General features: G+C 70.4%; 27 protein-coding genes. 10 read left to right on the top strand and 17 right to left on the bottom strand.

What is annotated here, in order from left to right; all coding sequences use genetic code 11:
- Positions 1-14: 14 nt before the first annotated feature.
- Positions 15-515 (top strand): beta-class carbonic anhydrase, encoded by a 501-nt coding sequence (locus tag EXE58_RS16580; protein ID WP_135268885.1) that lies wholly within the window; start codon positions 15-17, stop codon positions 513-515.
- Positions 516-517: 2 nt separating this feature from the next.
- On the top strand, positions 518-874 hold the full coding sequence (locus EXE58_RS16575) for an SdpI family protein (protein WP_135268884.1): 357 nt from the start codon (positions 518-520) through the stop codon (positions 872-874).
- Positions 875-885: 11 nt separating this feature from the next.
- On the opposite strand, the gene EXE58_RS16570 is transcribed toward EXE58_RS16575, so the two are convergent.
- A complete protein-coding gene (locus EXE58_RS16570) occupies positions 886-2,970 on the bottom strand; it encodes a DNA gyrase/topoisomerase IV subunit B (protein ID WP_244242275.1) in 2,085 nt (694 codons plus the stop codon).
- A gap of 298 nt (positions 2,971-3,268) precedes the next feature.
- Between EXE58_RS16570 and EXE58_RS16565 the strand changes: the two genes are divergently transcribed.
- Both EXE58_RS16565 and EXE58_RS16560 read left to right on the top strand, forming a co-directional pair.
- Complete coding sequence (locus EXE58_RS16565; protein ID WP_135268882.1) at positions 3,269-3,520, top strand: DUF7455 domain-containing protein; 252 nt, start codon at positions 3,269-3,271, stop codon at positions 3,518-3,520.
- An 89-nt stretch (positions 3,521-3,609) separates the two neighbouring features.
- Positions 3,610-4,089: a DUF456 domain-containing protein gene (locus tag EXE58_RS16560; RefSeq protein ID WP_135268881.1), complete on the top strand. Its 480-nt coding sequence runs from the start codon at positions 3,610-3,612 to the stop codon at positions 4,087-4,089.
- Here the strand turns inward: EXE58_RS16560 and EXE58_RS16555 are convergent.
- Positions 4,079-4,648, bottom strand: coding sequence for a hypothetical protein (locus EXE58_RS16555; RefSeq protein WP_135268880.1), 570 nt, complete (start codon positions 4,646-4,648; stop codon positions 4,079-4,081). The genes EXE58_RS16560 and EXE58_RS16555 overlap by 11 nt on opposite strands.
- Before the next feature lie 62 nt (positions 4,649-4,710).
- Between EXE58_RS16555 and EXE58_RS16550 the strand changes: the two genes are divergently transcribed.
- A complete protein-coding gene (locus tag EXE58_RS16550) occupies positions 4,711-5,805 on the top strand; it encodes a CapA family protein (protein WP_135268879.1) in 1,095 nt (364 codons plus the stop codon).
- On the opposite strand, the gene EXE58_RS16545 is transcribed toward EXE58_RS16550, so the two are convergent.
- The 4 genes from EXE58_RS16545 to EXE58_RS16530 form a co-directional block, all read right to left on the bottom strand.
- Positions 5,794-6,774 carry a M28 family metallopeptidase gene (locus EXE58_RS16545; protein WP_135268878.1) on the bottom strand — a complete coding sequence of 327 codons (981 nt, stop codon included), beginning with the start codon at positions 6,772-6,774 and terminating at the stop codon, positions 5,794-5,796. The two genes, EXE58_RS16550 and EXE58_RS16545, sit on opposite strands and share 12 nt — an antisense overlap.
- Before the next feature lie 8 nt (positions 6,775-6,782).
- Complete coding sequence (locus EXE58_RS16540) at positions 6,783-8,249, bottom strand: RNA polymerase sigma factor (RefSeq protein WP_425271660.1); 1,467 nt, start codon at positions 8,247-8,249, stop codon at positions 6,783-6,785.
- Positions 8,250-8,366: 117 nt separating this feature from the next.
- A complete protein-coding gene (locus EXE58_RS16535) occupies positions 8,367-8,942 on the bottom strand; it encodes an HhH-GPD-type base excision DNA repair protein (RefSeq protein ID WP_135268876.1) in 576 nt (191 codons plus the stop codon).
- Between the two features lie 3 nt (positions 8,943-8,945).
- Positions 8,946-9,347, bottom strand: a complete 402-nt coding sequence (locus EXE58_RS16530; protein WP_135268875.1) for a universal stress protein — start codon at positions 9,345-9,347, stop codon at positions 8,946-8,948.
- A 125-nt stretch (positions 9,348-9,472) separates the two neighbouring features.
- On the opposite strand from EXE58_RS16530, the gene EXE58_RS16525 reads away from it, so the two are divergent.
- Positions 9,473-9,925, top strand: a complete 453-nt coding sequence (locus EXE58_RS16525; RefSeq protein WP_135268874.1) for a hypothetical protein — start codon at positions 9,473-9,475, stop codon at positions 9,923-9,925.
- On the opposite strand, the gene EXE58_RS16520 is transcribed toward EXE58_RS16525, so the two are convergent.
- Complete coding sequence (locus EXE58_RS16520) at positions 9,910-11,373, bottom strand: glutamate-cysteine ligase family protein (RefSeq protein ID WP_135268873.1); 1,464 nt, start codon at positions 11,371-11,373, stop codon at positions 9,910-9,912. The two genes, EXE58_RS16525 and EXE58_RS16520, sit on opposite strands and share 16 nt — an antisense overlap.
- A gap of 80 nt (positions 11,374-11,453) precedes the next feature.
- Entirely contained in the window at positions 11,454-12,434 is a 981-nt protein-coding gene (locus tag EXE58_RS16515) for a DUF4192 domain-containing protein (protein WP_167288974.1), read from the bottom strand.
- 145 nt (positions 12,435-12,579) lie between these two features.
- Between EXE58_RS16515 and EXE58_RS16510 the strand changes: the two genes are divergently transcribed.
- Positions 12,580-13,920 carry a DNA polymerase IV gene (locus EXE58_RS16510; RefSeq protein WP_135268871.1) on the top strand — a complete coding sequence of 447 codons (1,341 nt, stop codon included), beginning with the start codon at positions 12,580-12,582 and terminating at the stop codon, positions 13,918-13,920.
- On the opposite strand, the gene EXE58_RS16505 is transcribed toward EXE58_RS16510, so the two are convergent.
- From EXE58_RS16505 to EXE58_RS16495, 3 genes are all read right to left on the bottom strand, one after another.
- Positions 13,874-14,746, bottom strand: coding sequence for a 5-oxoprolinase subunit C family protein (locus tag EXE58_RS16505; RefSeq protein WP_135268870.1), 873 nt, complete (start codon positions 14,744-14,746; stop codon positions 13,874-13,876). The genes EXE58_RS16510 and EXE58_RS16505 overlap by 47 nt on opposite strands.
- Positions 14,743-15,333: a 5-oxoprolinase subunit B family protein gene (locus EXE58_RS16500; protein ID WP_135268869.1), complete on the bottom strand. Its 591-nt coding sequence runs from the start codon at positions 15,331-15,333 to the stop codon at positions 14,743-14,745. The genes EXE58_RS16505 and EXE58_RS16500 overlap by 4 nt, the downstream gene beginning before the upstream one ends.
- 320 nt (positions 15,334-15,653) lie before the next feature.
- Positions 15,654-16,367: a 5-oxoprolinase subunit PxpA gene (locus EXE58_RS16495; protein ID WP_244242274.1), complete on the bottom strand. Its 714-nt coding sequence runs from the start codon at positions 16,365-16,367 to the stop codon at positions 15,654-15,656.
- Between the two features lie 214 nt (positions 16,368-16,581).
- Between EXE58_RS16495 and EXE58_RS16490 the strand changes: the two genes are divergently transcribed.
- A complete protein-coding gene (locus tag EXE58_RS16490; RefSeq protein ID WP_135268867.1) occupies positions 16,582-17,544 on the top strand; it encodes a sigma-70 family RNA polymerase sigma factor in 963 nt (320 codons plus the stop codon).
- A gap of 5 nt (positions 17,545-17,549) precedes the next feature.
- On the opposite strand, the gene EXE58_RS16485 is transcribed toward EXE58_RS16490, so the two are convergent.
- Genes EXE58_RS16485 through EXE58_RS16470 form a run of 4 tightly spaced genes read right to left on the bottom strand, consistent with a single transcriptional unit; the run spans position 17,550 to position 21,726 of the window.
- Entirely contained in the window at positions 17,550-18,830 is a 1,281-nt protein-coding gene (locus EXE58_RS16485) for a glycoside hydrolase family 3 N-terminal domain-containing protein (protein ID WP_244242273.1), read from the bottom strand.
- Positions 18,827-19,420 (bottom strand): dephospho-CoA kinase, encoded by a 594-nt coding sequence (gene coaE / locus EXE58_RS16480; protein ID WP_135268865.1) that lies wholly within the window; start codon positions 19,418-19,420, stop codon positions 18,827-18,829. The genes EXE58_RS16485 and coaE overlap by 4 nt, the downstream gene beginning before the upstream one ends.
- A gap of 43 nt (positions 19,421-19,463) precedes the next feature.
- A complete protein-coding gene (locus tag EXE58_RS16475) occupies positions 19,464-20,741 on the bottom strand; it encodes an aspartate aminotransferase type Ic (protein WP_135268864.1) in 1,278 nt (425 codons plus the stop codon).
- A gap of 31 nt (positions 20,742-20,772) precedes the next feature.
- Positions 20,773-21,726, bottom strand: coding sequence for a helix-turn-helix domain-containing protein (locus tag EXE58_RS16470; RefSeq protein ID WP_135268863.1), 954 nt, complete (start codon positions 21,724-21,726; stop codon positions 20,773-20,775).
- 93 nt (positions 21,727-21,819) lie between these two features.
- Here EXE58_RS16470 and EXE58_RS19575 point away from each other — a divergent pair, with 93 nt between their 5' ends.
- Both EXE58_RS19575 and EXE58_RS16465 read left to right on the top strand, forming a co-directional pair.
- Positions 21,820-21,966: a hypothetical protein gene (locus tag EXE58_RS19575; protein WP_167288972.1), complete on the top strand. Its 147-nt coding sequence runs from the start codon at positions 21,820-21,822 to the stop codon at positions 21,964-21,966.
- Between the two features lie 46 nt (positions 21,967-22,012).
- Positions 22,013-23,302, top strand: coding sequence for a class I adenylate-forming enzyme family protein (locus EXE58_RS16465; protein ID WP_244242272.1), 1,290 nt, complete (start codon positions 22,013-22,015; stop codon positions 23,300-23,302).
- 35 nt (positions 23,303-23,337) lie between these two features.
- Here EXE58_RS16465 and rpsA read toward each other — a convergent pair whose 3' ends face one another.
- Positions 23,338-24,840 carry a 30S ribosomal protein S1 gene (gene rpsA / locus EXE58_RS16460; RefSeq protein WP_135268862.1) on the bottom strand — a complete coding sequence of 501 codons (1,503 nt, stop codon included), beginning with the start codon at positions 24,838-24,840 and terminating at the stop codon, positions 23,338-23,340.
- Positions 24,841-25,020: 180 nt separating this feature from the next.
- Positions 25,021-25,905: a phosphotransferase family protein gene (locus EXE58_RS16455; RefSeq protein ID WP_135268861.1), complete on the bottom strand. Its 885-nt coding sequence runs from the start codon at positions 25,903-25,905 to the stop codon at positions 25,021-25,023.
- Positions 25,906-25,911: the final 6 nt, after the last annotated feature.

Here is a 25,911-nt window from a genome sequence, read left to right as displayed (position 1 = left end):
CTAACCTACAGGTCGTGACCAACGCAGCCTTCGACGACCTGCTCAGTGCCAACCGCGACTATGCCGCCTCGGTCGACGTCGCCGGGTTCGACGGGATCGCCCGTGCCGGCGTCGCCATCGTCACGTGCATGGACTCCCGCATCGATCCACTCGCCATGCTCGGCCTGAAGCACGGCGACGCGAAGATCTTCCGCAACCCCGGGGGCCGCGTCACCGACCAGGCCCTGGAGGCCCTGGTGCTCGGGGTCCACCTCCTCAACGTCAGTCGCATCCTGGTGGTGCCCCACACCCGCTGCGCGATGGCCTCGTCGACGCTCGAGCAGGTGCGGGAGAAGGTCAGCGCGTCCGCCGGCCAGGACGTCTCGTGGCAGACCTTCGGCATGGTCGCCGACCAGCGCGCCGCGCTCGCCGACGACGTCCACAAGGTCCAGGCGCACCCGCTCATCCCTGAGGGCGTCGAGGTCGGCGGGTTCATCTACGACGTCGACACCGGCCTCCTCGAGCACCTCGTCTGAGCATGACCGAGGACCAGGTCGGCGCGATAGTCGTCGGTGTCCTCGCGGCCGTGCTCGGACCCCTCGTCTGGTGGGTCACCGACCGTGCCGCCGCGGGCTCCCTCGCCAAGAACCACTTCGTGGGACTGCGCACCGGTCGCACCCTCGCCTCCGAGGACGCCTGGCGCACCGGCCACCGCGCAGCGTTGCCGTGGGCGCGTCGTACCGCACTCGGCACGGTGGGCCTCGGGGTGGTCGCCGTGGTCATCGCGCTCGCCGGCCCCTGGCGGGCCGCCGTCGCGGTCGGCCTCGTGGCCCTCGGCGTCGTCCTGGTGGGATCCCTGGTGGCCACGCTGGCCGCGCACCGTGCCGCGGGCTAGGTGTCACCCCGCTAGGCGTCCAGCGACTCCACGTCGACCTCGTAGGCCCCTTGCACGATGAACTCCTTGCGAGGCGCGACGTCGCTGCCCATGAGGAGCTCGAAGACCCTCGAGGCGGACTCGGCGTCGTCGAAGGTCAGGCGACGCAGCGTGCGGTGGCGGGGGTCCATGGTGGTCTCGGCCAGCTGGTCGGCGTCCATCTCGCCCAGGCCCTTGTAGCGCTGGACAGGGTCCTTCCAGCGCATGCTCTTCTTCTTCAGCTCCGCCAGCCTTCGCTGCAGCTCGTCGTCGGAGTAGGTGTAGACGTACTTGTCCATCCCCTTCTTGGGGTTGGTCAGCTCGATGCGGTGCAACGGGGGCACCGCGGTGAACACCCGGCCCTCCTTGATCAGCTCGGGCATGTACTTGAAGAACAAGGTCGCCAGCAGACAGCGGATGTGGGCGCCGTCGGAGTCGGCGTCGGCCATGAAGATGATGCGGCCGTAGCGCGCAGCATCGAGGTCGAAGGTGCGACCCGAGCCAGCGCCGACGACCTGGATGATCGAGGCGCACTCGGCGTTCTTCAGCATGTCGCCGACCGAGGCCTTCTGCACGTTGAGGATCTTGCCGCGGATGGGCAGCAGCGCCTGGTGCTCGGAGTTGCGGGCCCGCTTGGCGGTGCCGAGCGCGGAGTCACCCTCGACGATGAAGAGCTCGGTCCTCTCGTTGTCGCTGGAACGGCAGTCGGCGAGCTTCGCGGGCAGGGCCGAGGACTCCAGGGCTGTCTTGCGGCGCTGGTTCTCCTTGTGCTGGCGGGCGGCCAGACGCGTCTTGGAGGCGCCCACGACCTTCTCCATCAGTTGGCGCGCCTGGGCCTTCTCGGCGCGCTTGGTCGAGGTCAGGAAGCTCTTGAGCTCGCCTGCGACCACCTTGCGTACGACGCTGCGCGCGGCCGGGGTGCCCAGGATCTCCTTGGTCTGGCCCTCGAACTGGGGCTCGGCCAGGCGGACGGTGACGACAGCGGTGAGGCCCTCGAGGACGTCGTCCTTGACCACGTCGGCGTCGGCGGCCTTGAGCACCTTGGCCTGTCGCATCACGTCGTTGAAGGTCTTGGTGAGGGCAGCCTCGAACCCGCTCACGTGGGTGCCACCCTTGGGGGTGGCGATCACGTTGACGAACGACCGGACCTCGGTGTCGTAGCCGGCGTCCCAGCGCACCGCCACGTCGACGGAGAGCTCGCGCTCGATCTCCTGGGGTGTCATGTGCCCCTTGTCGTCGAGCAGGGGCACGGTCTCGGTGAACGTGTCAGACCCCTGCAGGCGCAGGATGTCGGTGACCGGCTCACCGTGGGAGAGGTAGTCGACGAACTCGGCGATGCCACCGTCGTGGCGGAACTTCTCCTCGAGGGGACCACTGCGCTCGGCGTGCTCGCGCTGGTCGCGGATGACGATCTCGAGGCCCGGGACGATGTAGGACGTCTGCCTGGCGCGACCCAGCAGTCCCTCGAGCTCGAACACCGCGTCCTTGGTGAAGATCTGGGTGTCGGGCCAGAAGCGGATGCGGGTGCCGGTCCTGCCCTTGGCGACACGCTTTCCCTTGCGGGTCAGTCCCGAACGGGGGGTGAAGGACGCCTTCGGCCCGTCGCCGTCGAAGACACCGGGGACCCCTCGCTGGAAGGAGAGCCCCTGCTGGGAGGGGGCCCGGTCCACGTCGATGTCCATGCGCGAGGAGAGCGCGTTGACCACCGAGAGACCCACCCCGTGCAGGCCACCCGTCGCGACGTAGGAGCCGCCGCCGAACTTTCCGCCCGCGTGGAGCTTGGTCGCCACGACCTCGACCCCGGGCAGGCCGGTCTTCGGCTCCTTGTCGGTCGGGATGCCGCGTCCGTCGTCGTGGACCTCGACCGAGCCGTCGGGGTGCAGTGTCACCTCGACCCGGTGGGCGTGATCGGCGAGCGCCTCGTCGACGCCGTTGTCGATGATCTCCCAGAGGCAGTGCATCAGCCCCCTGGTGTCGGTGGAGCCGATGTACATCCCCGGCCGCTTGCGCACCGCCTCCAACCCCTCGAGGACGAGGAGGTGCGCTGCGTTGTAGGTGTTGTCTGCCGGTGCTGCCACGGAGGTCCTGTCATGCTCGGGGCTGTCGTCTCGCGACGGTTCTGGAGCCACCGAATCTACCCGCGACACGCCATCGGAGCGTGCAGGGCACGCCTGCGGCGAACGCGTCGGTCGCGGTACTAGCGTGGTCGGCATCACGTTTCCACGAGTTGGTCGTTTCACTGCTAGGAGAATGGAACTCGCGAGGTTGGGCACTACCCCGACATGGTGAGTCGGTCCGTGATTGGATGGTTCGGTCAAGGTTCGAGGTCGGCCCCCGGGAATCTTTGCCCCGGTGGCTACGTTGGGCCAGACACCGATGATGAGAAACGAGGCTGAAGTGACTACTGCCACCGCACCCCGGCCTGCCGCCCTGACGGCAGGCGATCGCTGTGACCGTTGCGGCGCGCAGGCCTACCTGCGAGTCGAGCTCCAGTCCGGCGGCGAGCTCCTCTTCTGTGCCCACCACGCCCGCGAGCACGGCGAGAAGCTCCGTGAGGTCGCCGCACACGTGCTGGACGAGACCCACAAGCTGGAGCCGACCACTGCCGCAGCGCCCGACGAGGGCTGACCCTCCCGACCAGTTTCACGGCGGCCCCGGACCTCGCGTCCGGGGCCGCCGTGTGCGTGGGGCTCCCCCGCACGTGCCAAGGTGTCCCCGTGAGCGCCACCGAAGTTCTCCTCGCCCTGGTGATCGCCGTCGGCATCGTCGGGATCGTGGTGCCGGTCCTGCCCGGCAGTCTCCTGGTCGTCGGCGCCATCTTGGTGTGGGCGATGGAGGTGGGCTCGTCGCGGGCATGGACCGTCTTCGCCGTGGCGACGACCTTGGTCGTGTGCGGCACGGTCGTGAAGTACCTCGTGCCGGGCCGTCGCCTCAAGTCCTCGGGCGTGCCGGGGTCCACCCTCGCCGCCGGGGCCGCCCTTGGGTTCGTCGGGTTCTTCGTGGTTCCCGTCGTCGGGCTGCTGCTCGGCTTCCTCGCGGGTGTCTACCTGGCTGAACGCCGCCGCGTGGGTGCTGCGCTCGCCTGGCCCTCGACGAGGGCAGCCATCCGTGCGGTCGGCATGTCGATCCTGATCGAGCTGGTCGCGGCGCTGCTGGCCGCCATGACCTGGCTCGTCGGGGTCTTCGTCACCGCGTGACGGTCCTCGCCTCGGTCAGACGCTCCTCGGCCTGGATGTTCAGGCTCCAGCGGCGAGCCTCCGGAGCCCAGTCGATGACCGGGTGCGACCCGTCCGAGACGTCGGTCATCTTCACCGACACCCGCACGAGCCCCGCGCGGTCGAAGCAGTCACGAGAAACACGCGCCCTGGCCCGCTCCTGGCCCCACTTGATCTGGAGGTCGTAGTCGCAGTCGACGCGCGCGCCTGCCCGCTTCCAGCCGCGTGCGCGCGTCAGTGCGTAGTCGGTGCCGTCACCCAGGCCCGTCCCGAGGACCAGCTCGGGTCCCTTGCGGGTGCGGTCGGAGTCGATGAAGATGCTCATCCCCGCGACACTGGTGCGGCGGACGTCGACGAAGCGCACCTTGACCGTGAGGTTCTCGCTGCCGTGGCGTGCAGTGATCCCCGTGATGTCCGTCAGCGACGGCACCCGCTTGTCGGGGTCCGCGATGGTGTAGTAGTCCGCCTCTGCCGGGGCGACGAACGTGCCGAGTGCGAGGACGGTCGTCGTCAGGGCGCCGAGGATCCTTGAGCTCTTCATGAGGGCACGGTGCCCTGAATCAGTCGAGGTATGCCCACGGTCCCCTGTGTGAGACTCCGGGGATGGCGATCCGTCTCCGGCACGTCCTGGTGTCCCTGCTCCTCGCCGGCGGCACGCTGGCCTGCGCGGGGTCCCCGACGCCGAGCCCCGCTCCCCGCCCCGAGGACGAGCGTTCGACCACCGACGCCACTCCCACCCCCACGTCCGTCCCAGATGCCGCTGCCCCCGCGCCCCCGCGCCTGAAGCTCGTGGTGGTGGGCGACATCATGCTCGGCCGCGGGGTGGCCACGGCCAACGCCGACCCCGCCTCGACGCTGCGCCACTTACGGCCGATGCTCCGGCGGGCGGACTTCGCCGTGGGGAACCTCGAGAGCACCCTGTCCCGCCGCGGCGCGCCTCGGCAGCCGGGCGACGACTCGTTCGCAGCCGACCCCGGTGTCCTTGCAGGCCTGGTCGATGCGGGCCTCGACGCCGTGTCGCTGGCGAACAACCACGTCGGCGACTACGGCGACACTGCACTCGTCGACACCGTCGCGGCGCTCGAGCGCAGCAGGCTCGTCGCGTTCGGCGCCGGCCGGGACCTCGAGGAAGCTGCCCGACCCGCGATCCTGGAGCAGGACGGGGTGCGGGTGGGGTTCCTCGGCTTCAACGCGATCGGCGAGACTCCCGAGGCGGCACCGGGTGGACCGGGGGCCTTGTCGGTCTCCATGCCGCCCCGTACCGGTCCCCTCGACCGCGAGGAGCTGCGGCGGGTGCTGCGCGCCGTACGCCGCCTCTCCCGCCGCGTCGACGTGACCGTGGTGATGCCGCACTGGGGCCAGCAGTACACACGGGAGCCGGGTCCGGTCCAGACGATGGTCGGGAGACGGCTGGTCGAGGCTGGCGCGGACCTCGTGGTGGGTGGTCACCCCCATTGGGTCCAGCGCGTGGACCGGCACCAGGGAGCGGTGATCGCACACTCCTTGGGCAACTTCGTGTTCGACATGGACTTCATGCCCGAGACCATGGAGGGAGTGGTCCTGACGGCGACGCTCGAGGGCCCCCGGATCGTCGAGGTGGACTACGTCCCCTACCGGATGGACTCCACCTTCACCCCGCGTCGTGTGAGGGGAGCCACCGCCCGCCGCGTGCTCGCAGGTCTCGGGTCACGGCGCTAGCCACGCGAGGACGAGCCGGCCGGTGCGCTCCAGCTGCTCCGGTACGACGACGCCCGGGACGTCCTGCGCGGAGTGGTAGCCGGCGTACGGCGTGCTCCCCAGGCGCACCCCGGGCAGTCCCGCCCTCACGAACTGCCAGTGGTCGCTGGACCTGTCGACCTCGCGGGTCACCGGCACCCGGGCGAGGCGAGCCGCGCGCACGAGCTCGTCTGCCAGCGCGTCAGGACCGTCGAGGGCGGGCCCGACGGGCACGGTGCTTCCCACGCCCACCCGGTCGAGGGACACCATCCCCCGCACCGCCCTGCGCGCGCGGGGGGACAACACCGAGACGTAGGCGCGCGACCCGTAGTGGTGGTCGGCGTCCGTCTCGCCGCGGGGCTCCTCGGCCCCGAATGCCACGAAGACCACCGGCAGGCGGGTCCGGCGCTGCGCCACCGCCTCGGCGGCGGCAAGCAGGACTGCGACGCCCGAGGCGTTGTCCTCGGCGCCTGGCGCCTGGGGGACTGTGTCGAGGTGGGCACCGAGGACCAGGTGCGGACGGCCGGGCCGGAAGGACGGCGGGGCCGCGATCACGTTCGCGGAGCGACCCGCCGGGACCGGAACCCCCCACGACACTCCCCCGGGCACGTCCACGGGCTGGCGTCGTACGACGAACCCGAGCTCCTCGAACCTCCCAGCCGTCCAGTCGGCTGCGCGCCGGTAGGACTCACTGGTTGCGTGGCGCGGCCCGATCCTGCCTGCCAGATGGCGTACGACCGCCATGGCGGAGCGGGTCTCGAAGTCCGCTGGCGACAGGCCGGGTGGGGGCGGCGCGGTCGGTGCGACGGCCGCGGACCCGGGGTCGCTCGGACCCTCGGACCGCTCGACCTCGACCTCGACCGGAGGCTCCTGGTCGGGGGATGCAACCTCCTGCCCCGAACATGCCGCCGCGGCCAGCCCTGCACAGAGCAGGACGGCCGCGGCACGCATCGGAGGCGTCAGTCCAGGTAGTCGCGCAGGACCTGCGACCGGCTCGGGTGGCGCAGCTTCGACATCGTCTTGGACTCGATCTGGCGGATCCGCTCCCGGGTCACCCCGTAGACCTTGCCGATCTCGTCCAAGGTCTTGGGCTGGCCGTCAGTGAGCCCGAACCGCATGCTCACCACGCCTGCCTCACGCTCCGAGAGGGTGTCGAGGACGGCGTGCAGCTGCTCCTGGAGCAGCGTGAAGCTGACGGCATCCGCCGGGACGATCGCCTCGGAGTCCTCGATGAGGTCACCGAACTCGGAGTCGCCGTCCTCGCCGAGAGGCGTGTGGAGGGAGATCGGCTCGCGGCCGTACTTCTGGACCTCGACGACCTTCTCCGGGGTCATGTCGAGCTCCTTGGCGAGCTCTTCGGGAGTGGGCTCGCGACCGAGGTCCTGAAGCATCTGCCGCTGGACGCGCGCGAGCTTGTTGATGACCTCGACCATGTGGACCGGGATGCGGATGGTCCGCGCCTGGTCGGCCATGGCGCGGGTGATGGCCTGACGGATCCACCACGTCGCGTAGGTCGAGAACTTGTAGCCCTTGGTGTAGTCGAACTTCTCGACCGCACGGATGAGGCCGAGGTTGCCCTCCTGGATGAGGTCGAGGAACAGCATGCCGCGACCGGTGTAGCGCTTGGCCAGGGAGACCACCAGACGCAGGTTGGCCTCGAGCAGGTGGTTCTTGGCCCGGCGACCGTCCTCGGCGATCCACTCGAGCTCCTCGAGCATCTTGGCGCTGATGCGACCGCCCTTGGCGAGCTTCTCCTCGGAGAACAGGCCGGCCTCGATGCGCTTGGCCAGCTCGACCTCCATCTCGGCGTTGAGGAGCGGGACCTTGCCGATCTGCTTGAGGTAGTCCTTGACGGGGTCGGCGGTCGCTCCGGCGACCATGACCTGCTGCTCGGGCTCGTCGGTCTCGTCGGCCGCCGAGACGGTGAAGGCCTGCTTCTCGTCCTCCTTGATCGTCGGGTCCGCCTTGACGTCGGCCTCGAACTTCTCGTCGGGGATGTCGGGCAGGACCTTCTTGCCGTCGGGTCCGACGACCGGTGCCTCGACCGCGGCATCGGTCGCGTCGTCGACCTTCTTGGCGGCGGCCTTCTTGGCCGGGGCCTTCTTGGCGGCAGCCTTCTTCGCCGGGGCCTTGGCGGCTGCGGCCTTCTTGGCCGGGGCCTTCTTGGCTGCGGCAGTGGTCGACTTGCGGGTGCTGGTGGCTGCGACCGCCCGCGACGCGGACGCGTCGACGTGGACCGAGATGCCCACGCCGCTCAGGTGCACCAGCAGTGCCTTGAGATGACGAGGCTCCACCCCCGCCTCGTCACTCGCGAGGCGGACCTCGTCGGGGGTGATGCTTCCGGTAGGGGTGCCTCGCTCGATGAGAGCCACGATGGACGGGTGCGACAGCACCTCGGCAGGGAGCAACTTCCGTGCGGGGGTCACGAACACCTCTCGTCAAGCGGCTTTGGGGCGCGGCAAGACCCGCTAACGTCAAGAGCCGCGTCGTCATTGTGCCACGCCGCTGCACACCACTCGTCGGCAGAGGTGCCGTTGGCCCGATCAGTGGTCCGCGGGCCGGACCTTGGCGGCAGCCTTCGCCTGCTGCTTGTAGTCGCGGACCTTCTGCAGCGACTCGGCGTCCACGACGTCGGCGACCGAGCGATGGCCGTCGAGCGCGTAGTCACCGACGACCTCCTGCCAACCCGCGACGCGGACGCCCAGCTGCTTGGCGAGGAGGGCGACGAAGATCTGCGCCTTCTGCTTGCCGAAGCCCGGCAGCGCCATCACCCGCTTGAGGAGATCGCGTCCGTCCACGGCCTCCGACCAGATCCGTGAGGCATCACCGTCGTAGGTCTCCTCGACCAGCCGAGCCAGCTCCTGGAGCCTGGCTGACATGGAGCCCGGGAAGCGGTGGATGGCAGGCGTCGTCGCCGCCATGGCGGCGAACTCCTCGGGGTCAGCCGCAGCGATCGCAGCAGGGTCGAACGTGCCGAAGCGGTCGACGACCTTCGCCGGGCCGCGGAACGCGTGCTCCATGGGGTACTGCTGGTCCAGCATCATCCCGGCGAGCAGTGCGAACGGGGACTCCTCGAGGATCTTGTCTGCGGCTGGGTCGCCGGTGATGCGGATCGGCACGACTCAGTCGGCCTTGACCGCCATGACCGGGCAGTGCGCGTCGAGCAGGACCCGCTGCGCGTTGCTGCCGAGGATGAGCTTCCCCACCGGCGAACGCCGGCGCAGGCCGATCACCAGCAGCTCGGCCGAGTTCGCCTCGGCGATGCTGATGAGGTCCTCGGCCGGCTCGAACCCGCGCACGAGCTGGCGGATGTCGTACTCCAGTCCGGACTCGTCGAGCTGGGCGCGCACGCTGGACAGCTCCTCCTCGGCGGCCTGTGCCTTGGACCGGTCGAACTCCTGGCCACCTCGGTGGGAGTTGACCACGACCAGCTTGCAGCCACGCAGCTTGGCCTCGCTGATGGCCGTGGTGAGTGCAGCCTCACCTTCAGGCTTGGGAACGAATCCGACGACGACAGTGCCCATGGGGCTCTCCTCTCACGGTGCGGCGCCCTTGCCGCGACCCTGCTGGCACCGTAACGGATCCGGCACGTCCGCGGCAGCCTGTGGAGACCACACAACTCGAGCGAGTCATCCGGCACGCTTGCCGGATGGCCCTGCACGCGCCCATCGACCGCTTCACCCACCAGACCCTGCGCGCGGCCGTGCTCGACCTCAAGGAGGGCGAACGACGACGCCACTTCCCCTTCACGCTGCACGTCGGAGTGCCCGGGCGGAGCAGCTGGCACGCGGAGGATCCGCGAAACCCGATCGACGCCGGGCTCCGGGCTGACCTCGCACTCGCCCTGCTGCAGCGCGCACAGGCCATGACGCCACGCCCGTGCGCGTGGCTGACACGCCCGGGCGCGCTCAGCACCCACGACGGTGACGTGGCGTGGGCGAGCGCCGTTCGCTGGGCCGCTGCCGCGACCGGCACGTCGCTCGGCATGGTCGTGGTGACGCGCCATGGCTGGTTCGACCCGGAGACGGAGGTCCGTCGTGAGTGGCGGCGACTTCGTCGGCACCGCAGCCGGCGGGATGCCGCGACTCAGTCCCAGGTGTGAACCGGCTCGTTGGTGTGCATGCGGTCGCAGTAGTCGAGCAGCGTGGCCCGGAGCGCGTCCTCACGCTGCTCGTCGGCTCGTGCCCCCATGCGGCGCACGAACCACTCTGCCCCGCCGGTCGCGGCGAGACAGCGCTGCTCGATGATGCCCAGGAAGTGGTCGCGCTGCTCCGGTGGGACCCCCCACTGGTCCAAGCCCTCGTAGGCCATCGGGAGCAGCCGTCGTAGCACGAGCTCGCTGGCCCGCACCTGCCCCAGGCCCGGCCAGTAGACGAGCGAGTCGAACCCCATCCGGGCCGCGACGTGGAAGTTCTCCTCAGCAGCCGAGAAGGACATCTGGGACCACAGAGGTCGCTCGCTCTCGGCCAGGTGGCGGACCAGACCCCACCAGAACGCGGCATTGGCGATGGTGTCGGCCACGGTCGGTCCCGCGGCCAGGAGGCGGTTCTCGACACGCAGGTGCGGCACCCCGTGGGCGATGTCGTAGACCGGGCGGTTCCACCGGTAGATCGTGCCGTTGTGGAGGCGCAGCTCGTGCAGGTGGGGGGTTCCCCCGGACTCCAGCACCTCGAGTGGATCCTCGTCGTCGGTGATCGGCAGCAGCGCCGGGAAGTAGCGGACGTTCTCCTCGAAGAGGTCGAAGACCGACGTGATCCACCGCTCGCCGAACCACACACGGGGACGCACTCCCTGGGCCTTCAGCTCCTCGCTCCGAGTGTCGGTCGCCTGCTCGAACAGAGGGATGCGGGTCTCGCGCCAGAGCTCCTTGCCGAACAGGTAGGGCGAGTTGGCGGCCACCGCCAGCTGGACGCCCGCGATGGCCTGGGCGGCGTTCCAGTAGGCGGCGAACTGGTCGGGCGAGGTCTGCACGTGGAACTGGGTGCTGGTGCAGGCCGCTTCCGGCAGGATCGAGTCAGCCGTGGTGGAGAGGCGCTCGCGACCTGCGATGTTGATCGTGATGTCCTCTCCGCGCACCCTGAGGATCTGCTCGGACAGCAGCTTGTAGCGGGGGTTGGCGCTGATGGCACCGATGCCCATGTGCTGCTCGCCGAGCGTGGGGAGGATCCCGATCATCACCTGGTGCGCGCCGAGGGGTGCCGACTTCTCCTCGGCGTTGTTGAGGGAACGACGCAGGCTGTCGTGGAAGGTGGCGAGGCCACCCTCGCGCAGCCTGGCAGGGGCGACGTTGATCTCGATGTTGAACTGCCCGAGCTCGGTCTGGAAGTCGGGGTCCGCGATGGCTTCGAGCACCTCTGAGTTCTTCAGGGCTGGGTCACCGGCGTCGTCGACGAGGTTGAGCTCGACCTCGAGACCGGTCATCGGGTCATCGGTGTCGAATCGGGCCTCGCGCAGCATCCGGGCGAAGACGTCGAGGTTGCGACGGACCTTCTCGCGGTGGCGCGTGCGGTCGGTCCGGGAGAACTCCTGCTGCTCCACCTCTTCGCCCATGTCAGCAGACTAGCCACGACTGCGAGCCGGCGGGACGGTCGCGACCACGCAGCGGCGACGCTGGGGGGCCCTGGTCCACCTCAGGCCGCTGGGTCGGGACGGAGCTCGTGCCAGACCTCCGGGGACGCCGCCGACTCGAGCAGGCCGGCCACCAGGGTGGCCAGGGAGTGCTGCGGCTCGACCTCGCGGCACCTGTCGACGGCACACCACGCGAGCGCGCCCTCCCCTGCCAACCAGGCCGCCATGGCAAGGACCGCGGCAGGAGCCGCCACGTGGGTTGTCGGGACGCGACGCACGACGTCGGACCACAGGTCCGCTGCGGCACGGGCCTGCGACCGTGTCAGCCAGGACCAGGCCTCGTCCCGCGCGGAGGGCGACGCCAGGGCCAGGGCCAGGCGCGCAAGGTCGGGCGCCGCGAGCGGGTCGCCGTGCAGGGCGCCCAGGACCAGGGCACGGACCTCGCTCTCGGGAAGCGGTGCCGCCGTGCACAACGCAGCGACCGTCTCCTCCACCTCATCGGGCCTGGGGGCCAGCGATGCCCGCAGGTCTTCGCGCGAGCGGTGGGTGACCCTGCCCTCGAACACGCCCCGCGCCGTGAACGGGTGTGTCGAGACGTCGAAGCTCACACCTGCGTAGTGCTCCCGCGGCCGCCCCGGAAGCACCGCGAACCACATCCCCTCGTGGGCCCGCAGCACGTCGGTGACGGCGATGCCCGCAGCTCCGAAGGACTCGTGCAGGGACCAGGCGCTCTCGTCGGCGACGACGGTGTCGTCGTCGTAGATGACGAAGATGACCGAGGAGACTCGGTGACGCCGCGCGGGGGCGAGCAGGGTCTCGACGAGGTCGTCCACGTCGTCGATCTCGGCTGGCAGGTCCACGCGGGCGTGGAACGAGCTGCCGCGACCGTCGAAGGTGAGCATCACGACCGAGCGCTCGGGGGTGAAGCCGATTGCGAGGGGCACGAACGCGAGGAGGTCCTCGGGTCGCTTCACCACGAGCGGTCCCGGGCCGGTCCGGCTCTCGTGCTGCTGGTCATGGGCGGGAAAGGGATTCGAGTTCATGGGCAGGACGCTGCCCGGCGAGGCGGGCATCGGGCGACCGATGGAGCCTGGCCCTGTGGAGAAGGCCGACGGCGCGCCGCCTGTGGACCCTCAGTGGCCGCAGCTGCGGGTGGGAGAATGGTGGGATGACCAGGGACGGGCGCTGATGCGGGGCTCAGCCTCGGTCCTCCACCTCGACCTGGACGCCTTCTTCGCCTCGGTCGAGCAGCGCGACAAGCCCTCCCTGCGGGGCAAGCCGGTCGTCGTCGGTGGCACGAGCGGTCGGGGCGTCGTGGCCACGGCGTCCTACGAGGCCCGGGCCTTCGGGGTCCACTCGGCGATGTCCACCCGCGAGGCGCGGGCACGCTGTCCTCATGCGGCCTTCCTGTCGGGGCGGTTCGACGCCTACCGGGAGACGAGTCGTCTCGTCATGGGCCTGCTCCGAGAAGTCTCGCCCCTGGTCGAGCCCCTGTCCTTGGACGAGGCATTCGTCGACCTGGAGGTCGCTGCCGCCCTCGGGGGCCTCGACATCGCGTCGGTGACCGCGTTCGGCGAGGAGCTGCGGAGGCGGGTCTGCGAGGTGACGGGCGGCCTGACCGCCACCGTGGGCATCGCGTCGTCCAAGTTCATGGCCAAGGTCGCCAGCGAGCTCGACAAGCCCGACGGACTCACCGTCGTCGCTCCTGGCGACGAGCTCGACCTCCTGCGTCCGATGTCGGTCTCGGTGATCCCGGGTGTCGGCCCGGCCACGAGGGAGCGCCTGCGTCGTGCGGGGATCCACGTCGTGCACGACCTGGAGCAGGTGAGCGAGGACGAGCTCGTGAGGTTGCTCGGGAAGGCCCAGGGGCACGGCCTCTGGCGACTGGCCCGCGCCCAGGACGACCGCCCTGTCGTCGCCGAGCGGGAGGCGAAGTCGGTGAGCGTCGAGGGCACCTACGACACCGACCTGACCGACCGCCGCCTGATGGAGGGCCTGCTGACACGCCAGGCCAACCAGGTGGGCGCGCGCCTGCGCAGGCATGGGCTCTCCGGCCGCACGGTGAGCATCAAGGTGCGGCTGCACGACTTCACCACGCTCAGCCGCTCGAGCACGCTCCCGAGCCCGACCGACAACGGAGCCACGGTGGGACGGGTGGCACGCTCGCTGCTCGCCGACCTGGACACCACAGGCGGCGTGCGCCTGCTCGGCGTCGGGGTCTCCGGCCTCGCTGACTGGGTCCAGGACGACCTGTTCGGAGAGGTGGAGAACGAGCGGGAGGAGGTCCTCGTCCTGCCCGATGCCCCGCGACGGACGTGGTCCCCGGGGATCGACGTGATGCACGAGGAGCTCGGTCCGGGCTGGGTCTGGGGCTCTGGCAAGGGGGTCGTGACGGTGCGCTTCGAGACTGCCTCGTCCGGGCCCGGCCCGGTGAGGTCCTTCCCCGTCGACGACCCGATGCTGAGTCGGCCGGCCCCGGTCGCTAGCGACGAGGGTCAGGAGGCAGCGACCGATCCACCCGCACCGTGACCTGCTCGCCGGGGCGCCACTGGGCACAGGCGTCGAGCTGCCTGCGACCCACGAGACCGATGACGGGGTAGCCGCCCGTCGTCGGATGGTCGGCCAGGAACACGATCGGCTGCCCGGAGGGGGGCAGCTGCACGGCACCCAGCACCATCCCCTCGCTGGCGAGCTCCCGTGAGGTCGCTCGTCGTACGACAGGGCCCTCCAGGCGCAGCCCGACACGGTCGGAGGCCGCCCCGACCGAGAAGACGGACCCGTCGAGCGCGCGCCAGGCGTCATCGTCCACCCAGTCAGCACGAGGACCACGAACCAGGGTGAGCACTCGTGGGTGCTGTGTCGAGGGTGCAGCGTCCACCGGCGCCGGCGCAGATGCCGGGACACCCACCGGCAGCCGCTGACCCGCCGCGAGCGGAGGCGGACCCACCCACGCCAGCGTGTCCGTCGAGCGCGAGCCGAGGACCGGCTCGACCGCGAGGCCTCCGGCGAACGCGACGTACGAGCGCACCCCCTGGGATGCGGGCCCCACCTCCACGACGGTGCCGGCCGGGACCGTGAGCGGAAGGCCGTGGGCAGCAGCCCGACCTCCACACCGCACCTCGCACGTGGCGCCGGTGACGGCCAGCGTGACCGCCCGCAGGGGCCGGAGGGTGACGCCCCCCATGGTCGTCTCCAGCACCGCAGCCTCGGCAGGGTTGCCCACCAGACGGTTGGCGAGGTCGGCAGAACCGCGATCGGCTGCTCCAGCCCGGGGCACCCCCAGATGGGCGAGACCGACCCGGCCCAGGTCCTGGATCGTGGTCAGCGGCCCCGGATCGACCACCTCGATGCTCATGACGCCTCGAACCTGACGCGAGTCCCTGGCGCGAGCAGGGCGGGAGGGTCACGGTGTGGGTCCCACAGCTCGAGCGCGGTCGTCCCGATGAGCCTCCAGCCACCGGGTGCGGCGCGCGGGTAGACCGCCGACCAGGTGTCCGCCAGGGCCACCGCACCGGCAGGGACCCGCGAGCGCGGCGACTCGAGCCGGGGCACGGCCCAGCTCGTGGGGAGCCCGGCCAGGTAGGCGAAGCCCGGCGCGAAGCCGCAGAACACCGAGACCAGCTCGACGGACGTGTGCCGCCGCACGACCTCGTCCTCCGAGCATCGCCACCACTCGGCCACGAATCCGAGCTCGGGGCCGTCGTAGCTGACGGGGATGGTGACGAGCGGCCCGGAGGGCACCGCTCCCCCACCCGACCAGGCCGCCAGCTCTTGGCGCACGAGCTCGGGGTCGACGCCGTCGAGGAGCACCGTCGTCGCGGCCGGGACGACCTCGACGGCCGCGACGCCCCCGGCGCGCGCCCAGGCCGCGAGCGCCGCGGCGGTCGACGGATCGCCCACCTCGACGAGGACGGCTTCGTCTCCGACGGTCACCAGGCGCACGGCACATCCTGCAATGGGTGAGGGGCTCCCGATGGTATGAGCATCAGGAGCCCCTCAGGTGTGATCGGGAAGGTGACGTCCGATCGACCGCATCGTGGAAGGACTCCCGCCGTCCCCGTCACCGGGCCAGCGCGGCGAGCAAGCTCGCCGGGTGGAGCAACCAGCTGATGTGATCCCCGACCCCGCGAACGGAATCGGTAGGAGAGTTCTATGCCCTGGGGGGCCATGAGAGCAAGGCTTTCAGAGAACATTCCCTTGGTCCCACAGGGTGCTCCACAGAAGAGGCGCAGCCATCCACAGTTTCTGCACAGTTGCCCACATCACGGATTGCTCGCTGTGGACAACCAGCAGCTCCGCAGCGACCAGCCGTTCTCCTCCAGCAGCGTCCTCACAGCGCGGGCGTGGGCCACTGCATCCGGGGTGTCGCCGTGGACACACACCGAGTCCAGCGAACCTGCCATCTCGAGGGCGCGCGCCGCGATCGCCGCGGAGTCCTGCAGCACGGCGCCCGGCTGGTCCCGCGGCACGAGGTGGCCATCACTCGTCTGCGCCCGGTCCGGGAATCCTTCGTGGCGCACGCTCCGCCCGGACTCGGCTGCCAGCTTCAGCAACAAGGAGCCGGGCCTGCCAAGCACGGGCAGCTTGCCGCTGCCTGCCAGCACCGCCCTCGCCTGCACGGGGTCGGACGCGACCCGGTGGTAGAGGGCACCGTGGGGCTTGAGGTAGGCGACGAATCCACCTTCGGCACGCGCGGCCTCGGCCAGTGCACCCACCTGCTCGGCCACCTGGCGCTCGAGCACCACGGGGTTCACCTCGTGCTCCACACGACCGAAGTTGGCCCGGTCCCGGTAGGAGACCTGCGCGCCGATCGTCACGCCGTGCCGCACGGCATCGGCACACACGGCACGCATGATCGCGCGCGACCCTGCGTGGTAGCCGCAGGCGACGTTGGCGCTCGTCACCACCTGAAGGAGGCCGGCGTCGTCCGTGACCTCCTCGCCCAGGTCGGCGTTGAGATCGACGTACGCCTGCATGGGACTCATCCTTGCGCATTCTGGGGCCCGCCGAGGCGCACGCGCCCATCCCCTGAGAAGTCCCTGAGAGTTGAGGAGGGATGCAACTCCTCAGAACGGTTACTCGTCAGAGGAGATGAAGGGCCTCACCGTCCGGGAATGGCAGGACGGTGCAGGTCGTTGGACAGATGTACGGCTCGCACCGGGGGCGGGCCGCACGAGGAGGAGGACGACGATGACCACTGCACAGGCAACCCGCACCAGCACCTCTCGAGAGATCGAGGGGCGCGACAGCGTTGGCCTCTACCTCGACGAGATCGCTCGCACGCCCCTGCTGGACGCCGAGACGGAGGTCGAGCTCTCCAAGACGATCGAGGCGGGCCTGATGGCCCAGCACCTCCTCGACACCGGCCGAGTCGGGCGTCGCAGCGGTGGCGCCCCCGGCCGCGCGAACGAGGAGGAGCTCGAGTGGCTCGCCGAGCAGGGGCGCCTGGCTGTCGACCGGTTCATCGAGGCCAACCTCCGCCTCGTGGTGTCCATCGCCCGCAAGTACGGCCGCGCCCAGATGCCCATGCTGGACCTCATCCAGGAGGGCAACACCGGCCTGATCCGCGCAGTCGAGAAGTTCGACTACGCCAAGGGCTACAAGTTCTCCACCTATGCCACCTGGTGGGTACGACAGGCCATCACCCGTGGCATCGCCCAGCAGGCGCGCGTCGTCAGGCTCCCCGTCCACGTGGTCGAGGAGCTCAACCAGGTGGGTGGCGCCCGACGCACCCTCGAGCGCCAGCTCGGCCGCTCCCCCGACCCCCAGGAGATCGCCGACGAGCTCGACATGCCGTTGGAGCGCGTCCTCGACCTGCTGAACTGGGGCCGTGAGCACGTCTCGCTCGACACCCCGGTCGACGAGGACGGCGACACCTCCCTGGGTGACCTGATGGCACAGGAGACGGCCCCTGGGCCTGATCTCACGGTCCTCGATGCCGAGTCCCGCAAGCGTCTCGACGATCTCGTCGACACCCTCGACGAGCGTTCTGCCGACATCGTCCGCTCACGCTACGGACTGGTCGACGGACGCCAGCACAAGCTGGCCGACATCGGCGCCAAGCACGGGATCTCCGCCGAGCGCGTGCGGCAGCTCGAGCGCGAAGCGCTGCACAAGCTGCGCCGCGCCGGCGACCCCGACCTGGCGGCCTGACCGCGTCAGTAGGCCGCCGACTCCAAGGCGTCCGCCGCCACCTGGGCACGAGCAGCCACGTCGTCGGGGACCGGCCGGTCCTCGGCGACGCGCTGCTGCCACAGCTGCGCGGCAACGACCCGCGCCGCAGCCTCCTCTGCCCGGTCCCGTGAGACCTCGCCGGAGCTGATGGCACGGGACACCAGACGATGGGTCTCGTGCGTGTCGACCGGCATCAGCAGAAGGTCTGCGCCGGCTGCCAGGGCGCGCACGGCCGGCATGCGCTGCCCGCCGAGTGCACCCATGCCCAAGGAGTCCGTGATCGCCACGCCCTCGAACCCGAGGTCGTCGCGGAGCAGGTCGTAGACCTCCGGAGCGATGCTGGCGGGCACGCCGGGCGCGATGCTGGTCAGGTCGAGGTGGCTCAGCATGACTGCTGGCGCACCCGCGGTGACGGCGGCCTCGAAGGGCGGCAGGTCGTGCTCACGCAGCTGGTCAAGCGTCGCGTCGACGACCGGGAGGGTGTCGTGGCTGTCGCTCGTCGCCGTGCCGTGGCCCGGGAAGTGCTTCGTCGTCGAGACGATCCCGGCGGCGTCGTAGCCTCGCACGGCCGCGTCGATCGCGTCCGCGGCAACGCCCGGGTCCAGGGACGGGGAGCGCGCCCCGATCGTGGGGTCCGCGGCCCCGATCGTGACGTCGGCGACGGGCGCGAAGACCCAGGTGAAGCCCAGCTCCCGCAGCTCCAGCCCGGTCCACACCGCGGCCTCCCGCGTGGCCCTGCGTCCCACGGCGCGGTCCTGCTGCAGAGCGAGCCCGGCCGACTGGAAGTGGGGGAACTCGGTGGCGACGCCGCGCAGGTGGGAGACGTAGCCGCCCTCCTGGTCCACGCCGATGACGGGTGGGAACGTGCGACCGTCCTCGGCTGCTGCGGCACTGAGTCCCGCTGTCATGGAGCGCACCTGGGCCTCGTCGGCGACGTTGGCCCCGGTGACCGACACCCCGGCGAGGTGGAGGTCCCGGACCATGTCTGCCGGGACCGAGGGGTCGGTGCCGTGGAACCGGCCGACGATGACTCCCCCGGCGAGCTGCTCAGGAGTCCAGCGCGACACCAGGTCACGCGCCTCCTCCACCTCCCCGGTTGTCGGCCCCCACGAGGTCGGGGACTCGGGGTCGGTCGTGGTCGGGGCCTCCGAGGGCGCCGACGTGGTGGAAGGGGTGGGAGACGTCGCCGGCTGCTCGTCGGTCGCCGAGGGCGTCGTGCAGGCGGCCAGGACGAGTGTGGCCAGGACGGCCCCGAGGCGCCTCACGAGGCCTGCTCCAGCAGCTCGGACCAGACCGCCTCCACCCGGGCCCTCAGCTCCTCGGGAGTGCCTGAGTTGTCGATCACGTGCGTCGCCACGGCCAGCCGCGTCTCTCGTGATGCCTGGGACCCGATCCGCGCCTCAGCGTCAGCGCGGTCCATGCCCCGGTCCCGGGTCATCCGGTCCACCTGGTGGGTCTGGGGGGCGTCCACGACGATGACTGCGTCGAAGGTGTCGGCGCGGCCGCTCTCGGCCAGCAGCGGGATGTCGTGGACGACGACGTCGTGCTCGCCTGCGCTCGACTCGAGCTCGACGATGCGCTCGAACACGAGGGGGTGGACGATGCTCTCGAGCCTCTTGCGCGCACTCTCGTCACCGAAGACCAGTCGTGCCATGGCCGACCGGTCCAGCTCGCCCTCGGGCGTGAGCAGGTCCTCGCCGAACTCGGCGACGACGGCGGCGAGGCCCGGGGTCCCCGCGGCCACCACCTCGCGTGCCAGCAGGTCGGCGTCGATGACGACGGCGCCGAGCTCGGCCAGCATCGCGGACACGGTGCTCTTGCCCGAGGCGATGCCGCCGGTCAGTCCCACTCTCACGCGTGCCCCCCTCGGGTGGCGTGGATCGAGCCGGCGTACGGCATCACCCGGCGAGCTTCTCGGCCGCGGCAAGGACCACGCAGGTCGCGACCGCCTCCATCGCCTCGGTGACCTCGTCCAGAGGCGGCATCGTCGGCGCGAGCCGGATGTTCGTGTCGTCGGGGTCCTGCTTGAGGGGGAAGGACGAACCGGCGGGGGTCAGCGCGACGCCTGCTTCCCCGGCCAGCTCGACCACGCGGGACGCCGTACCGGGCAGGACGTCGAGGTTGACGAAGTATCCGCCCTGCGGGTTGTTCCACGTCGCGACCCCGAGGCCGCCCAGTCGCTCGGTCAGCACGCGGTCGACCTCGGCGAACTTCGGCGCGATGATCTCACGGTGCCGGACCATGTGGTCGCGCACTCCTCGCGCGGACCCGAAGAACTCCACGTGGCGCAGCTGGTTGACCTTGTCGGGGCCGATGGAGCCCTTGCCGAGGTGGTCGAGGTACCACGCCACGTTGTCGGTCGAGGCAGCGAGGAACGCGACCCCGGCGCCGGCGAAGGTGATCTTGGAGGTGGAGGCGAACATGATCGGCCGGTGCGGGTGACCGGCCGCGGCCGCCAGGCTGAGGATGTCGGCACTCTTGGCCTCCTCCTCGGTCAGGTGGTGGAGCGCATAGGCGTTGTCCCAGAAGATCTTGAAGTCCGGCGCCGCAGCAGGCATGGCTGCGAGCCGCGCAGCAACCTCCTGGCTGACTGTTGCGCCGGTCGGGTTGGCGTAGGTCGGCACCACCCACATCCCCTTGATGGTGGGGTCGTCGGCCACGAGCGCGGCCACGGCCTCGGCGTCGGGACCGTCCTTGCGCATGGGCACGGTGAGCATCTCCACGCCCAGGCTCTCGAGCAGCGTGAAGTGACGGTCGTAGCCGGGAACGGGGCACACGAAGCGGACGGTCTCCTCCTGGCTCCACGGGCGCTCGGAGTCGACACCACCGAAGAGCATCAGGTCGACCAGGCAGTCACGCATCATGGACAGGCTGGAGTTGCCGCCGGCGACGACCTGCTCCGGCTCCACCCAGAGCAGCTCGGCGAACATCGCGCGAAGCTCCGTGAGCCCCGCGAGCCCACCGTAGTTGCGCACGTCGGTCCCCGAGGAGTCCCGGGTGCCCGAGGGCAGGCGCAGCAGCGCGTCGGAGAGGTCCAGCTGCTCGGCAGACGGCTTGCCACGCGTGAGGTCGAGCTTCAGGCCGCGCGTCTTCAGGTCCTCGTAGGCCGCACGCTTCTCGTCCAGGAGTGCTGCGAGGTCGTCGGGGGACAGGTCGGCCAATGGCTGGGCATTCACGCAGGCAAGGCTACCTACCTGGTGCGGACGCTCATGCAGGCGTCCGGAAGGTCCGGCGGTACTCCTGGGGGCTCACGCCGCTCTTGCGCCCGAAGTGGTGTCGCAGCGTGGCGGCATTGCCGAAGCCCACCTCTCCGGCGACCCAGTCGATCGAGTGGTCGGTGCGCTCGAGCAGCTCCTGGGCCGCACGCACGCGCTCGTTCAGGATCCAGCTGTAGGGCGTGGTTCCCGTCTCTTCCTTGAACCTGCGCGCGAACGTGCGTGGAGACATGTGCATCTGGCGGGCCAGCGTGTCGACGTCGAGCTCCTCCCCGAGGTGGTTGCCGATCCACTCCAGGAGCGGGGCCAGCGCCTCGGAGTCGCACACCGGCACGGGGCGGGCGATGAACTGCGCCTGCCCACCCTCACGGTGCGGTGGGACGACCATGCGGCGGGCCACCATGCTGGCGGCAGCGGCGCCGTACTCCATCCGCCACAGGTGGAGGGAGGCGTCCAGCCCGGCTGCGCTCCCCGCGCTGGTGATGACCTGGCCGGTGTCGACGTAGAGGACCTCCGGGATCACCGTCGCGCGCGGGAACCTCGACGCCAGCTCGTCGGTGTACATCCAGTGCGTCGTGCACTCGCGGCCGTCGAGCAGGCCCGCCTCCCCCAGCGCGAACGCTCCGCTGCACACCGACATCACCCGCGCGCCGCGGTCGACGGCAGCGCGCAGTGCCTCGAGCGCCTCGTCGGGCGCGCGGTCGGCGCGCTTCATGGCGGGTACGACGACCAGGTCCGCCTCGGCGACCCGGTCGAGGCCGTGCTCCACGAACAGGTCGAAGCCGGTGCTGGTGGCGATCCGCCCGGGCACCACGCCACAGACGGCGAAGTCCATGACCGGCAGGTCCATCGCTGACCGGTCGATCCCGAAGGCCTCGCACACCACACCCAGCTCGAAGGGCGCGACCTGGTCCCAGACCAGCGCGGCCACGTTGTCGAGGGTCATGCCGTCACGATGCCCGACGGATGGCAGAAAGTCAACGATAGTTGTCTTTCCTGCCACTCGTGGCAGGAAAGCGACGGACGCAGACTTAATGCCATGACCTTCTTACTGACACTCCTCGTCCTGTCCGTCCTCGCCTCCGTCGCGACGGTGGTCGCTGTCCGGGGAGGCGGCCGCGGCTGCCCGCCCCGCTCGCACCCGCGCGACGACCGCTTCCGTCCGCCCGCCTCGCTCGTGCACTGAACGGACCCACGCACCCACACGTGGGCACCCTTGGTTGGATTGCTGCGTGCAGAGCATCGAGCTGAGCGAGGGCGCCCGGGTCGCGCTGCTGGTCCCCGGTTCGCTCGAGTACGTCGAGGTGGTGATGGCGCTCCTGGCGAGGGGGGTGTTCCCGATCCCGCTCGACCCCTCCCTCACGGCGGCCGAGCGCAGGCGCATCCTGGCCCCGTTGGCGCCCGACCTGCTGGTGACGACGTCCGAGCAGCTGCAGGCACTCCACCACGACCTGGCCGGTGACCGGCGAGGCCAGCCACGAGGCCGGCCCATCCACTGCACGAGCGGGACCACGGGAACCCCCAAGGGCGTCTACTCGGGGCTCCTGTCCCCTGCTGACGCTGCCGCGCTCGTCGCCGAGGAGCGCGAGCTGTGGGGCTTCACCGACACCGACGTCAACCTCGTCCTCAGTCCACTGCACCACTCCGCCCCGCTGCGGTTCGCGACGGGCACGCTGCACGCCGGCGGCCGGCTGGTCATCCCCGGCCGGTTCGACCCGACGCGGGTCACCGAGGCCATCGAGACCGAGCGGCCCACGTCGATGTTCTGCGTGCCCACCCACCTGCAGCGGCTCTTCGCCCACTGGGACCAGGTCGGTGTCCCCGACCTCTCGAGCTTCCGCCTGGTCGCCCACGCCGGAGCCCCGTGTCCCCCTCAGCTCAAGCACCGCTTGATCGACCTGTTCCCGGACGGCTCCACGTGGGAGTTCTACGGGTCCACCGAGGGCCAGTTCACCGCGTGCCGCTCTGAGGAGTGGTTGGCACACCCCGGCACCGTGGGCCGGGCACGCCCGGGCCGCGTCATCAGCGCCGATCCCGACGGACGGCTCTGGTGCGTCGTCCCTCCCCATGCGCGCTTCGCCTACTTCGGCGACGAGGTGAAGACCGCGCAGGCGTGGCGGGACACCGCCGCAGGTCAGGCCTTCACCGTGGGTGACGTGGGCCGGGTCGACGGCGACGGCTACGTCTACCTCGACGGCCGACGCCAGGACCTGATCATCTCCGGTGGCGTCAACGTCTATCCACTGGAGGTCGAGAACGCCCTGCGCGAGGTGCCCGGTGTCGTCGACGTGGCTGTCTACGGCGCGCCGGACGACGACTGGGGCCAGCGTGTGTGCGCCGCGGTCGTGGGTCCGGTCGACGTGGGGGCGCTGGATGCGCACGCGCGCAACGTGCTGGCTCCTGCCAAGCGTCCCAAGGACTACACGGTGGTCGACGCGCTCCCGCTGACGGCTACCGGAAAGGTCCGGCGCGACGCCGTGGCCGCACTCGTCTCCGAGACGCACGAACGGCCCGCCGACTGAGTCGGCGGGCCGTTCGTCAGGGTCGGGTCAGGCGATCAGGCCTGGCCGCCCGTGAGCTTCTCGCGCAGCGCCTGCAGGGCCTCGTCGGAGGCCAGCGAACCGCCGGTGTCGCCACCGCTCTGCGGGCTGGTCTCGTCGTCGCCGCCGGAGGAGTACGACGTCGCCTCGCCGGCCTCGGCCTCGGCGACCTTCGCGTCGGCCTGCTGCTTGACGTGCTGCTCCCAGCGAGCGTGGGCCTTGGCGTACTGGTCCTCCCAGACTGCGCGCTGGTCGTCGTAGCCCTCGAGCCACTCGCCCGTCTCGGGGTCGAAGCCCTCGGGGTAGACGTAGTTGCCCTGCTCGTCGTAGGTGGCGGTCATGCCGTAGAGCGTCGGGTCGAACTCCTCGACGTCGGACGCGGCCGCGGTCTCGTTGGCCTGCTTGAGGGACAGCGAGATCCGGCGACGCTCGAGGTCGATGTCGATGATCTTGACCATGACGTCGTCGTTGACCTGGACGACCTGCTCGGGGATCTCCACGTGGCGCTCGGCCAGCTCGGAGATGTGCACCAGGCCCTCGATGCCCTCCTCGACGCGGACGAACGAGCCGAAGGGCACCAGCTTGGTGACCTTGCCGGGCACGATCTGACCGATCTGGTGGGTGCGGGCGAAGTGCTGCCAGGGGTCCTCCTGGGTCGCCTTGAGCGACAGCGAGACGCGCTCGCGGTCCATGTCGACGTCGAGCACCTCGACGGTGACCTCGTCGCCGACCGCGACGACCTCGGACGGGTGGTCGATGTGCTTCCAGGACAGCTCGGAGACGTGGACCAGGCCGTCGACGCCACCGAGGTCCACGAAGGCACCGAAGTTGACGATCGAGGACACGACACCCTTGCGGATCTGGCCCTTCTGCAGCTGGGTGAGGAAGCCGTGGCGCACCTCGGACTGGGTCTGCTCGAGCCAGGCACGACGCGAGAGCACGACGTTGTTGCGGTTCTTGTCGAGCTCGATGATCTTGGCCTCGAGCGTCTGGCCCACGTAGGGCTGCAGGTCGCGGACGCGGCGCATCTCGACCAGCGAGGCGGGCAGGAAGCCACGCAGGCCGATGTCGAGGATGAGGCCGCCCTTGACGACCTCGATGACGGTGCCCTCGACGACGCCGTCCTCCTCCTTGACCTGCTCGATGGTGCCCCAGGCGCGCTCGTACTGGGCGCGCTTCTTGGACAGGATCAGGCGACCTTCCTTGTCCTCCTTCTGGAGGACCAGGGCCTCGACCTTGTCGCCCACGGAAACGACCTCGTTGGGGTCGACGTCGTGCTTGATGGACAGCTCGCGCGAGGGAATGACGCCCTCGGTCTTGTAGCCGATGTCGAGGAGGACCTCGTCGCGGTCCACCTTGACGATGGTGCCGTCGACGATGTCGCCGTCGTTGAAGTACTTGATGGTCGCGTCGATCGCCGCGAGGAAGTCCTCTTCAGACCCGATGTCGTTGATCGCGACCTGGGGCGCGTCGCCGGCCACGTCGTAGTGGGCAGAGGAAGTAGAGAGGGTGCTCGTCATGGAGGAAGTGATTCCTTGGATGGATGGATTCGTGCGGACACGCGCAGAAGTCGGTTTCACCGATCACCGTCCCGAAGGAGGGCGGTCGCGAGCCGTGGTCCACTACGTCCGGGAACTCGGCAGACCTCTGGCGCAACGCTCAGCGTACGCGTGTCCGCGGGCGCACGTCCAACCGGCGGCTCACGCGCCGGCGAGCTCCGAGACCCTCTCCCGCAGCAGCGCCTCGGCACGATCAGCCACCGGGTTGCGCCGCTCCCGGGCAGCGAGCTCCACCAGGGCCCACAGGTCGGCGGCCGCAGCCGTCTCGCGCAACCGCTCGGGGTCGCCGCCCCGCAGCTCGGAGTACGCCGCCACGGCCGCGTCCGCATAGCTGGGATCCGTCTCGAAGCGGAGCACGTTGCCGAGGTCGGTGAGGGGATGGCCGCTGTGTGCGAACTCCCAGTCGAGGACTGCCACGACCGAGCCGGTGTCGTCGACCAGGACGTTCTTGGGGTTGAGGTCGGAGTGGACCAGGCAGGTGCGTCCCGCCTCGTCCAGGACCTCCTGTGCCTGCGCGGCCACCCGGCGCAGGGCTGCGAGCAGGGAAGCGTCCCAGTGGGCCAGGCCGGGCTCGTGGAACGCGACCCACTCGGGCAGGCCCGAGGCGGCGGGCTCCCGGAACGGCTCGATCCTGAGGTCGACGTCGGCGAAGACACCTGTCCGCAGCGTCGGCATCCCGGCCAGGGTGCCGGCCACCCTCCCCATCGACTCCCCCATCCGGCGCCTTCCGCCGGCGTCCAGCTCCTGGAGGGCCAGGTCGCCGCGCAGCCCGGGCAGCCACGTCGTGACAAGGAGTCCCGGCTGGTCGGACGCTCCGTCGGGCCGTCGTACCTCCAGCACGTCGGGGACGGGCAGCAGGCCGTGCACCAGTCGCAGCACCGCCGCGTCGATCTCGGGCGCCAGGACCCCCCGCGGCTCTCCCGGCGGGTAGATGCGTACGACGACGCGCTCTCCCCCAGCCTCGGACAGGAAAGTCTGGCCCGACCACCCGCCGGCCAACGGCGTCAGCCCGGGGTCGAGGTCCACGTCACC

Source organism: Nocardioides seonyuensis (assembly GCF_004683965.1).
GTDB classification, from domain to species: Bacteria; Actinomycetota; Actinomycetes; order Propionibacteriales; family Nocardioidaceae; genus Nocardioides; species Nocardioides seonyuensis.
This window is presented reverse-complemented; position numbering and strand designations above follow the sequence as displayed.